The organism is Kaistella pullorum, from assembly GCF_014837035.1.
Lineage (GTDB): Bacteria > Bacteroidota > Bacteroidia > Flavobacteriales > Weeksellaceae > Kaistella > Kaistella rhinocerotis.
Genome location: NZ_JACSPS010000004.1, coordinates 78,797 through 90,720, shown reverse-complemented (window position 1 = coordinate 90,720; position 11,924 = coordinate 78,797). Strand labels below are relative to the sequence as shown.

The following is an 11,924-nucleotide window of genomic DNA, read 5'->3' as shown; positions in this document are numbered from 1 at the left end:
CCTGTTTAGATTGGATGTGTTCAGGGATTGGGATGAGAAGAATCATTAAATGCCAAGAAGTTGCGACAACATTTGATCTCTATAAAAAAGACGCACGGTTTGTGCGTCTTGAAGTATTATTAATGGAAAATCTTATCCGATTTCTACGCCGTTTTCTACTTTTTCGTCAGGTGTTACGAAAGACAGTTTTCCGTCTGGTTTTGTCGTCAGCAGCAACATTCCCTGGGATTCGATACCGCGGATTTTTCTCGGTGCAAGATTCAGTAAAATCATCACCTGTTTTCCGATGCATTCTTCCGGCGTGAAGCTTTCAGCGATTCCGGAAACTACTGTTCGTACGTCAACGCCTGTATCTACGGTGAATTTTAGCAATTTATCTGCTTTTTCCACTTTTTCAGCGGTAAGGATCGTCGCTGTTCTTAAATCTATTTTGGTGAAATCATCAAACTGAATTTCGTCTTTCATGGGATTGGCTTTTGGATTGGTTTTTTTGTTGGATTGTTTCGTGTTTTCCAGTTTCTGAATCTGGAATTCAATGGTTTCATCTTCAATCTTCGAAAACAGTAATTCCGCCGGATTGATCTGGTGACCGGTTATAATAAGGATTTTCTCGTCAGCGATTTCTTTCCAGTTGAGTTGGGAAACATTAAACATTTTCAGTAATTTTTCTGAACTGAAAGGCATAAACGGTTCTGAAATCTGCGCTAAACCAACCGCAATCTGGGCGGCTACAAAAAGTGAGTTTGCTGCTTTTTCAGGATTGTCTTTGATGGTTTTCCAGGGTTCTTCAGTCTGAAGATACTGGTTCCCGAATCTTGCCAGATTCATCATCGCAGAAAGCGCGTTTCTGAATTCATAATTTTCCAGGAAGTTTTCAACTTCAGTCGCGGCCTTTGTAATTTCTGCGAGTTCCGGAGCATTTACATTGCCTTCAGGAACAATTCCGTCATAATATTTGTGAATCAATACGGCAACTCTGTTGATAAAGTTTCCGAAGATTCCTACGAGTTCTGAGTTATTTTTGGTCTGGAAATCTTTCCAGGTGAAATTATTGTCCTTGGTTTCCGGTGCGGAAGAAAGTAACGCGTAACGCAGAACATCCTGCTGTCCCGGGAATTCTTCCACATATTCGTGCGCCCAGACTGCCCAGTTTCTGGAAGTTGAAATTTTATCGTTCTCAAGATTTAAAAACTCGAAAGCGGGCACATTCGCAGGCATGTTGTAATCGCCGTGCGCTTTCATCATCGCCGGAAAAATAATGCAGTGGAAAACGATGTTGTCTTTTCCAATGAAGTGTACAAGGTCTGAATTCTCGCTCTGCCAGTAATCTTTCCAGTCTTTTCCGTTCTTTTCAGCCCATTCCTGCGTGAACGAGATATAGCCGATGGGCGCATCAAACCAAACATAAAGTACCTTTCCTTCGGCATTCGGCAAAGGAACGGGAACACCCCAATTGAGGTCTCTGGTCATTGCGCGAGGTTTCAAACCGTCATTCAGCCACGATTTTACCTGTCCGTAAACATTCGGTTTCCAGTCGTTTTTGTGACCTTCGATGATCCATTCATTTAAGAAAGTTTCATATTCGTTCAGTGGCAAATACCAGTTCTTCGTTTCTTTCAGCACGGGAATATTTCCGCTCAGCATCGATTTAGGGTTGATCAATTCTGATGGCGAAAGTGTAGAGCCGCATTTTTCGCATTGATCACCGTATGCATTTTCGTTACTGCAATTCGGGCAGGTACCTACAATATATCTGTCAGCGAGAAATTCGTTGGCCTGCTCATCGAAATACTGTTCAGAAACTTCTTCAATGAACTTATTCTTATTGTATAGTGTCTTGAAAAAATCCTGGCTGACTTCATAATGCTTTTTCGAGGTCGTGCGGGAGTATTCATCAAAGGAGATCCCAAGATCGGTAAAAGATTTTTTAATGATTTCATGGTATTTATCCACGATATCCTGCGGGGTAACTCCTTCTTTTTTCGCGCGGATGGTAATAGGAATTCCGTGTTCATCAGATCCGCAGATAAACGCGACATCTTTGCCCAGTCTGCGCTGAAATCTTGCATATACATCCGCCGGAATATAAACACCGGCCAAATGCCCGATGTGTACCGGCCCGTTGGCGTAGGGCAGTGCCGCAGTAATCAATTTTCTGTCTCGCATTATGCTATTCTCAATTTTCGGCAAAGATAAGATTTTAAGCGTTCTGTTTTGGGCTCATTTCAAGTAAAAGGAGGTACGAAAATGTCCCTGGAGCTTAATTTGGGACATATTAAAGCTAAACAAATGTTTAACTTTATCTTAAAATCGGTATGGGTATAAGAGGCATTCCTGTTTTTGAAATTATTGATAATCAGCGAAATAAAAAATGCCATGCATATAATATATGATAATAATCACTAATTATTAACATAAATTATAAATTTTTAGTAATATTTATAATTTTAAGTAAATTGCAAGTCTTCTAACCATGAAGAACGGATATCTTGAATATTAATCCTTAAATATTATTTTTGTGAGAAACTATACGAAAGTTTTGAAAATTGCGCCGGCATTTCTATTGGCAGGCTCAATTCTACAGGCACAAACAACGGACACGCTACGGACAGCAGAAATTGAGCAGGTTGTACTGATTGGCTACGGTTCGCAAAAGAAGGAAGACCTTACGGGTTCTATTTCTTCTCTTACGGCTAAAGATTTCAACGTAGGTTCTACGTCTGCTGACCAGCTTATCCAGGGCAAGGCACCAGGTGTTAACATCACCAGTAACGGCGGTAATCCGGGTGCAGGTTCTACAATCAGGATTCGTGGCGGTGCTTCGCTATCAGCACTAAACGATCCGCTGATCGTAATTGACGGTGTCCCGATGGATTATAGAGGGATCTCTGGTGCCGCAAATCCATTGGCGCTCATCAATCCAAATGATATTGAGTCTTTCAGTATTCTTAAAGATGCCTCCTCAGCGGCGATCTATGGTAACCGTGCTTCAAATGGTGTAATATTGATTACCACCAAAAAAGGTACATCCGGCAGATTCAAAGTAGATTTTTCTACGATGGCCAGTGCTTCAACCAGAATGGGTGACCAAAAGGTGTTGAGCGCCGACGAATTCCGAAATTACGTGCAGGCAAATGCAACTCAGCCAAAGTATCTGGGTCTTTTAGGTAATGCGGACACAAACTGGCAGGATGAGATTTATCAGACCGCCTGGGGAACCGACAACAATCTTGCGCTTTCAGGTGGTATCAAAGGTTTACCTTACCGTCTTTCATTAGGTTACAATGAGCAAAACGGTATCGTTCGCACCAATGAATTCCGCAGAACGTCTATTGGTTTAAATTTAACACCGAAATTATTCGACAGACACCTGTCAATCAATGCCAACCTAAAAGGTTCATTGACAGAAAACCGCTTCAATGCAGGCGTAATCGGTGCTGCCCAGCTGATGGATCCTACTCAGCCAGTTTATGATTCTTCACCGCGTGGAAACAGCGTAGGTAATTATTGGGAATGGTTCCTGCCTACAGGCGGTCTTAACGTAAATGGTACCGCAAACCCGGTAGCTTCTCTGGAAGGTCGTCGTGATGTTTCATCAGTTCAGCGTGGTATTGCAAGTTTGCAGTTGGATTATAAGTTCCACTTTTTACCTGATCTTCATTTCAACGTGAACGCAGGTTATGATTATCAGAAAGGTACGGGGGCAGTAACCGAATATCCGAATTACCGCGCCACCTATTTCACTTTGGGCTCACGCAGAGATTATACTCAGGAAAAAACCAATAAACTACTGGAAACGTTTTTTAATTACGTGAAGACTGTAGATGCGATAAATACCAAAATGGACTTAGTGGCAGGGTACTCTTACCAGAAGTTCAACAACCAGGTTCCGGGTGTACTGACTTATTTTGGTGATCCATCGCAGAATGCGACAGATAAACCAAGAGACACAAATGAAAATTTGGTTTTATTGAGTTTCTATGGACGTGGAATCTTTACTATCGCCGATAAGTATATCCTAAACGGATCTGTAAGACGTGACGGTTCATCAAGATTTTACAACGGTATTGATACCAAAAACAACTGGGGAACATTCTATGCAGCTTCAGGTGCGTGGAAAATTATAAATGAAGATTTCCTTGCAGATTCCAAAGTGTTCTCGGACTTAAAACTCCGTGCAGGATACGGCCAAACGGGGCAACAGGAAGTTGGAGGGTACTATAACTCTTTCCCTTCTTACGGCCTTTCGAACCCGGGAGCACAGTACGGATTTGGCGAGCAGTATTATTATATGTACCGCCCAACGCAGTATAATGATAAGTTGACATGGGAAACAACAAATACTGTTAATGCAGGTCTTGATTTTGGCTTTGCCAATAACCGAATTACAGGTTCATTCGACTGGTTCAAGAAATTTACGTCTAAGCTTCAGGGACAGGTTGCAGTACCGGCAGGTGAATTCAGTAATCAAAATATCAGAAACATTGGAGAGATGGAAACTGACGGTCTGGAATTCCTGATTAATATAGTACCTGTGAAAACAGATGATTTTACATGGGACTTCAGTTTCAATGCTGCCATGTACAATCCGGTCATCACGAACCTCGCGGACGTTGCAGAAGGATATTTTATACCTACAGGCGGTATTTCCGGTGGTATCGGTAATACGGTGCAGGCTCATCAGGAAGGCAATACACCTTTCGGTTTCCTTGTTTACCAGCAGGTTTATGATAACGCTGGTAAGCCGCTGGAAGGAGTTTACGTGGACAGAGACGGTGATGGCGCTATCACGCAGGCGGATAAATACTTTTACAAGTCTACCACGCCGGATGCAACGTTTGGTTTCTCTACGAAATTCAATTACAAAAACTGGGATTTCTCCACTTCACTTCGTGCAGTAGTTGGAAACTATGTTTACAACAACTTCGCATCACAGTCGAACGTTCAGAGCATCGCTACCAATGATTATTTACAGAATATCTCCAGCGTAGCAGCATCTTATGGCTTCAAAAACGTTCAGTACTGGAGTGATATCTTCATCGAAGACGCATCTTTCCTCAGAATGGATAATATCTCATTAGGCTACAATTTCGGTAGTGTCTTGGGAGACAAGAGCAACCTTCGCGTGTACGGTATGGCGCAGAACGTATTTGTAATTACAGATTACACCGGTGTAGATCCAGAAATCTTTGGCAATATCGATAATGGTTTCTACCAAAGACCTAAAGTGTATTCATTAGGTTTAAACTTTCAATTTTAATATTTTACGAAAATGAAAAATTTCAGAATAACAAGAAATACTATTGCAGCTGCACTTCTGGGACTTACGCTTACCGTATCTTCCTGTGTGGATGATCTGCGGCAGGAACCCGTAACGGAGGTTACCGGTGCGCTATTATATAAGGACTTTTCGAATTATAAAAGTCTTCTCGCAAAACTTTACGGCGGTCTTGCCCTTGGCGGACAGGACAGCGGTGACGGAAATGGTGACATCGCGGGTATCGACGGTGGATTCTCAATCTACACACGTTTGCTTTACACGATGCAGGTTATTACAACAGATGAAGCGGTGATTGGCTGGAATGACGGCTCACTGCACGAATTCCACAAAATGATCTGGACGCCTGCAAATGAATTCAGCAACGCAATGTATTTCCGTCTTTACACAGAGATCGCGTATTGCAATGAATTCATTAAAAATACCACAGATGAAAAGCTTAGCCAAAACGGAATCACCGGTGAAAACCTGAATGAGGCCAAGGCAATGCGTGCGGAAGCCAAATTCCTCCGTGCACAGGCCTATTATCACCTGCTTGATATGTTCGGAAATGTTCCTTTCGTAGACGAAACTACATTTGGTACCGTTCCAAAGCAAATCTCAAGACCTGAAGTTTTTGCTTATGTTGAAAATCAACTCAAGGAAGCAGAAGCTGAGCTGAAAGCACCAAGAACCAATGAATATGGCAGACTGGACAAAGCTGCAGCCTGGACTTTGATGGCCAGACTTTATCTTAATGCTAAAGTTTACACAGGAACAGAAAGAAACGCAGACGTAATCGCTTATTGTGATAAAGTGATCAACGCCGGTTATTCTCTGAAAAACAAAGTGATTCAGGTTCCGGACCCAACGAATCCGAACAATACGATTGCTAAAGACATCAGCTACGAGAGTCTTTTCCTTGCAGACAACCACGTTGCAAATCCTGAGAATATTTTTTCAGTGGTTTATGACGGCCAGAGAACACAGACCAACGGTGGAACGACGTACCTGGTACATGCAGCGATCGGTGGATCTATGGATCCGAAAGATTTCGGTGTGAATGGTGGCTGGGGCGGTCTCAGAACTACAAAAGCCTTCGTTCAGAAATTCGAACCAAATGATAAGCGTGGCCGTTTCTATACTGCCGGGCAGACATTGGAAATAGAAGATTTAGGAAACTTCAATGACGGCTATGCATTCATCAAATACAAAAACCTGAAAAGTGACGGGTCGGCCGGAAGCCATGAAAACTGGGTAGAAACTGACCTTCCGATGTACCGTCTAGCAGATGTGTATCTTATGTATGCTGAAGCCAACCTGCGTGGTGGTGGCGGTAGCGCTGCTACAGCTTTAGGTTATGTAAATGCTTTGCGTGCCCGTGCGGGAGCCTCTACAGTTTCGGTTCTGAATCTGGACTTTATTCTTGATGAGAGATCGCGCGAGCTGTCTTGGGAAATGACGCGCCGTACAGACCTTATCCGTTTCGGTAAATTCACTTCTTCATCTTACCTGTGGCCATGGAAAGGAAACGTAAAGAACGGAACTTCAGTGCCGGAATACAGAAACCTATTCCCAATTCCAACCAACGATTTGGTAGTGAACCCGAATCTTACACAAAACCCTGGATATTAATCTAATATTTTAAGAGACAATGAAAAATAATATTTTTAATCACTTATTCGTGATGTTTGCGATGTTGCTGGGGCTTTCCTCATGCCAGGATCGCGAGATTATTACGATCAATCCGGAGTCGTCGCCGATACTGATCGATCTCTCGGCGGAAACACTTTTCCTTGATGCAAATTTTCCATCAAATCCCGCGCTTACCGTTACCTGGAGCAGAGCAACGTTTGATGTGCCGGTTGAAACGAAATACCGTGTAGAGATCAGTGCTAATGATAAATTTGATGATGCACTGGAACTTACTTCCACAACGCGTTCTCAGAATTATGCTTCTTTTACCGCTGCAGACCTGAACTCAGCCGCTAAAAAGATTGGTTTTGTGCCGGATGTAGCACAGAAGATGTACTTCCGCGTGGTTTCTTTCATCGGAACCGACGATTTTGTACAGAGTTCTAATGTCACCAGCCTGATGGTTACGCCGTATGCATCAGCACCGATCTATGATTTTGTTGACCTATACCTCGTGGGTGATGCAACCGCCGGTGGTTGGGACAATTTAGCTACAAACAATAATCTTTTCCCGCTGCTGAAAAGTACGGAAGCAGGTAAATACACATTTACTGGCTATTTCAAAGCAGGTGGTTTCAAGATGATTAAAGTGAAAGGCTCATGGGATGATCAGTTCGGTTTGGGTGCTGCACCAGGGCTTCTTAGCTCAGACGGTGGCTCGGGCAACATTCCGGTAGCTGCTGACGGATACTATACGCTTACCGTAGACACTGCTGACCTTACGTATACATTCGTTCCGGCTACAGTTCCTGCTACAACGTACAGCAATATCTCAATCATCGGAACCGTGAACGGAAACTGGGATACAGATACACAGCTTACGCAGTCTACATTTGACCCACATGTTTGGACGGCTTTCAATGTTACATTGAACGCTGGTGAATTCAAATTCAGAGCAAACAATGCCTGGGATACGAGCTGGGGAACAAATGCCGAATTCTTCGGTACAGCATCACCGGGTGGTGCGAATATTCCGCTTGCGGCAGAATGGACTTATGACATTTATTTTAATGATGCTACAGGCGCTTATACACTGATTCCGGTGAAATAAGGGCAGGCTAATAAATTTAATCAGATCTTATGAAAAATATATTTAAAACCCTGATGGTGCTTTGTCTGCCATTAATACTTCTCACGGCCTGCAGAAATGATGCTGACAGAGACTGGGCTTCTCCGGAAGCGTCTTTCACGCTGCACAATACTGTTCCCGGGGTGTCTGTTCTTTATCCGTCGATGGATAACAACCCATATATCCTTACGTGGGAACCTTCAACCGGTGCATCTACGTATTCGGTAGTGGTTTCCGCTACGGAAGATTTTGCTAAGAAGTCAGTTTTAGGAACTTCAGATAAAACTACGCTTCGCACAACGATTGGTGAGCTGAATACAGCAATGCTGCAGGTGGGCGTAAAGCCATACTCACTTCAAACGGTTTATATCCGCGTTGAAACCGGATCCGCAGTTTCTAATGCGATTGCATTTTCTGTGACGCCTTACCCGTCGGCTGTTCCTGTTATTACTAAACCTACCGCAGGTGAATCTGTTGTACTTGACGCTGCAAGCCCGCTTGCAACCGCAACTGTAGTAACCTGGACAGATTATGCTTACGGTGTGAACGTATCGTATAATGTAGAGATCGCGAAGAAAGGTTCTACAGACTTCGTTTCTACGGGTACGGTAACGGACCTGAAGGAATTGGCATGGACAAACTTTGCCCTTAACAATGCGGTTATCGGATTAAACTTACCGGTTGGTGTTGCTTCAGAAGTGGACGTGCGCGTAACAGCGAGCACTACTTCTACAGGTGGTACCATTACGAAAACTTCTGAGGTGGTTACATTCAAAGTAACGCCTTTCCAACCTGCGTTTGTAGATTTCTACATAGTAGGTGGCGGATCAGCAGTAGGCTGGAATGCTTCTGCAGCTCAAAAGCTTAACAGAAACAATGAGATATCTGAAATTTACACCTATCTGGAAAGTAACGGTTCTTTCCGTTTCTTAGGTCAGCAAGACTGGAGTCCAATTAACTACAGCCTTAACGCGCCGGGAATGAATGAGGGTTACAAGTACTTCAATACCTGGTCTGCAAACCTGGAGCCTGACGGATCTGAAAACATGAAGTTTACAGGAAATTCAGGTATGTACAAGATCACGATTGACCAAAACTCACGTGATATCAAAGTAACGCCTTCATCTGTACCTACATTGCCAACCAACGTATATTTGGTAGGATCTATCCAGGGCTGGAACGCTGGTGCAGCAATTCCGATGACCCAGGTGGGTGACGGTGTTTATGAGCACGTAATTGCTATTGGAGATGATGCTGCTTTCAAATTCCTCGGACAGCAAGACTGGTCTGGACAGGAGTGGGGCAACATGCATTCAGCCGGAACCTCAGGATATCTGGGACCAAATGGCGACAATGGCGACATCAAATTCAATGGTGGCGGCAATATGTACAAAATCACCGCTAACATTAAACTGGGAACTTATACGGTGACACCGCAATAGTTTTCCTTTAACACTTACATTTATTTAAAACTGTTGCCTTCGGGCAGCAGTTTTTTTATCTAAATGTTGCACATCCACGCACAGGCCGCCCAATTTCTCATTATACCGTTTCTGTGTGCCATTATATCATTTCTGCAGCCCGATATACCATTCCTGCACCTCACTATACCATTTCTGCATATCTACTGATAAATCCCGTCTGGCGGAATTTGCGTAAACACCGCGTTGAAAAACCTTTTTAGGACGCGAAAAACTTTGTTTTGAGGCGCATTTTCTCTAAATTTATTGATTCGAAAATTATCGTATGAAAAATATAAAAATATCTGCGCTTTTCCTGTTGATGGGAAGTTTCGCACTCAACGCACAGTCTGTTAAATCGCCCGACGGAAAATTTGAAATGAATTTTCAGTTGAAGAGCGGCGTTCCTTTTTACAACCTTACATACCAGGGAAAAACCGTGGTTGAAGATTCAAAATTAGGGTTAAGACTTTTGCGTGATGGCGACATTCAGTTTGCCTCAGAAATCGAAAATAAAGACCAGAAAGGTAAAAACCTCGACAGCGGATTTACTAAAACTGCCGAAAAGTTCGATTCCAAAAATGAAACTTGGGATCCGATTATGGGTGAGAAAAAATCCTATATTAACCATTATAACGAATTGGCGGTTACCCTAAATCAGGATGAAAACGACAGACATATTGTGCTGAAATTCCGTTTGTTCAATGACGGATTAGGTTTCAGATACGAATTTCCGGAGCAGAAAAACCTAAACTATTTCATCATCAGAGAAGAAGATTCCGAAATTGATCTTCCAACCGATATGAAAGCGTGGTGGCTTGCAGGCGATTACGATTCGCAGGAATACCAAACGCAGACAACAAATCTTTCTGAGATTCCTGCAAAATGGCCAACTTCTTATGACGGAAATGCGTCGCAGACTTTAATTAAAAATGCTGTCCAGACGCCTTTAATGCTGAAAAAAGAAGGCAAAGACCAATTGTATGTAAATATCGCGGAAGCAGCGGTAATCAATTATCCGGCTTCAAATCTTGAACTGGATGCGGCAAATTTTAAGTTCAAAACCCATTTAACGCCGGATTCTCAGGGTGCGAAAGGCTATATCCAAACACCTGCGGTTTCGCCGTGGAGAACGATCATCGTTTCGCCAAAAGCGGAAGAAGTACTCGCTTCAAAAATGATTTTCAACCTGAACGAACCGACCGAATACAAGGACACTTCGTACATCAAACCCACAAAATATATGGGGGTTTGGTGGGAAATGATCATCGGAAAATCGAACTGGTCGTATTCTACCGCGAACAATGTTCACATCGGAAAAACCGATTTTTCTAAACTGACGCCCAACGGAAAACACGCAGCCAACAACACCAAGGTGAAAGAATATATCGACTTCGCCTCGGCACACGGTTTTGATGCGCTGCTTATTGAAGGCTGGAATGTGGGCTGGGAAGACTGGTTCGGGCACAGCAAAGAATTTGTTTTCGATTTCATCACGCCTTATCCGGATTTCGACATTAAAATGCTGAATGATTATGCCCATTCCAAAGGCATGAAACTTATGATGCACCACGAAACTTCCGGCTCTGCAACCAATTACGAAAGATGGGCTGACAAGGCTTTTCAACTCATGAACAAATATGATTATCCTTCGGTGAAAACGGGCTATGTAGGAAATATTATTCCCCGTGGCGAACATCATTATTCGCAGTGGACGATCAATCATTATCTGAGAATTGCCGAAAAAGCAAATGAGTATAAAATCATGGTAAACTCGCACGAATCTGTTCGTCCAACGGGTTTAAGCCGTACATATCCGAACTGGATTGCTGCTGAAGCCGCGCGCGGAACAGAGTTCGAAGCTTTTGGCGGAAACAATCCGGATCATCAGACCATTCTTCCCTTCACCAGATTTATGGGCGGACCGATGGATTATACGCCGGGAATCTTCCAGACCAAACTCGATTATTATTTCCCGGGCGACACAAGATTCGTGAAAACTACGCTTGTGAAGCAAATGGCATTATATGTTGTGATGTATTCTCCGCTGCAGATGGCGGCAGATTTACCGGAAAACTACGCGAAACATTTAGACGCTTTCCAGTTCATCAAGGACGTTGCGGTAGATTGGGATGATACCAAAATTCTTTCGGCAGAACCTGGCGATTATATCCACACAGCCAGAAAAGCAAAAGGTAAGGATGAATGGTATGTTGGCGGAATTACGGATGAAAATGCCCGAAACTATACTGTAGATTTCTCCTTCCTGCCAAAAGGTAAGAAGTACGAAGCCACTGTATATGCCGACGGTGATGATGCTGATTATATCAACAATCCGCAATCATACAAAATCTATAAGAAAACGGTCACCAGCAAATCGAAACTGCCGATGAAACTTGCAAGAAGTGGTGGTTACGCCATTTCGGTGAAGGCCGTGAAGTAA

Annotated in this window: 6 protein-coding genes; 5 read left to right on the top strand and 1 reads right to left on the bottom strand. The window is 43.2% G+C overall.

The genetic code is table 11. The annotated features are described in order from the left end of the window. Nucleotides 1-132: 132 nt before the first annotated feature. Nucleotides 133-2,166 carry a methionine--tRNA ligase gene (metG, locus tag H9628_RS10735; RefSeq protein WP_251834142.1) on the bottom strand — a complete coding sequence of 678 codons (2,034 nt, stop codon included), beginning with the start codon at nucleotides 2,164-2,166 and terminating at the stop codon, nucleotides 133-135. A 352-nt stretch (nucleotides 2,167-2,518) separates the two neighbouring features. Between metG and H9628_RS10730 the strand changes: the two genes are divergently transcribed. From H9628_RS10730 to H9628_RS10710, 5 genes are all read left to right on the top strand, one after another. After that, on the top strand, nucleotides 2,519-5,260 hold the full coding sequence (locus H9628_RS10730) for a SusC/RagA family TonB-linked outer membrane protein (RefSeq protein ID WP_251834141.1): 2,742 nt from the start codon (nucleotides 2,519-2,521) through the stop codon (nucleotides 5,258-5,260). 12 nt (nucleotides 5,261-5,272) lie between these two features. Then, entirely contained in the window at nucleotides 5,273-6,892 is a 1,620-nt protein-coding gene (locus H9628_RS10725) for a RagB/SusD family nutrient uptake outer membrane protein (RefSeq protein ID WP_251834140.1), read from the top strand. A 19-nt stretch (nucleotides 6,893-6,911) separates the two neighbouring features. After that, nucleotides 6,912-8,003, top strand: a complete 1,092-nt coding sequence (locus tag H9628_RS10720) for a SusF/SusE family outer membrane protein (protein ID WP_251834139.1) — start codon at nucleotides 6,912-6,914, stop codon at nucleotides 8,001-8,003. Nucleotides 8,004-8,032: 29 nt separating this feature from the next. Next, a complete protein-coding gene (locus H9628_RS10715) occupies nucleotides 8,033-9,463 on the top strand; it encodes a SusE domain-containing protein (RefSeq protein ID WP_251834138.1) in 1,431 nt (476 codons plus the stop codon). A 304-nt stretch (nucleotides 9,464-9,767) separates the two neighbouring features. Beyond that, entirely contained in the window at nucleotides 9,768-11,924 is a 2,157-nt protein-coding gene (locus H9628_RS10710; RefSeq protein ID WP_251834137.1) for a glycoside hydrolase family 97 protein, read from the top strand.

What these genes read in the sequence shown, in the direction of transcription:
- metG (WP_251834142.1), bottom strand. Translation starts at nt 2,166, where the DNA reads ATGCGAGACAGAAAATTGATTACTGCGGCACTGCCCTACGCCAACGGG.
- H9628_RS10725 (WP_251834140.1), top strand. Translation starts at nt 5,273, where the DNA reads ATGAAAAATTTCAGAATAACAAGAAATACTATTGCAGCTGCACTTCTG.
- H9628_RS10720 (WP_251834139.1), top strand. Translation starts at nt 6,912, where the DNA reads ATGAAAAATAATATTTTTAATCACTTATTCGTGATGTTTGCGATGTTG.
- H9628_RS10715 (WP_251834138.1), top strand. Translation starts at nt 8,033, where the DNA reads ATGAAAAATATATTTAAAACCCTGATGGTGCTTTGTCTGCCATTAATA.
- H9628_RS10710 (WP_251834137.1), top strand. Translation starts at nt 9,768, where the DNA reads ATGAAAAATATAAAAATATCTGCGCTTTTCCTGTTGATGGGAAGTTTC.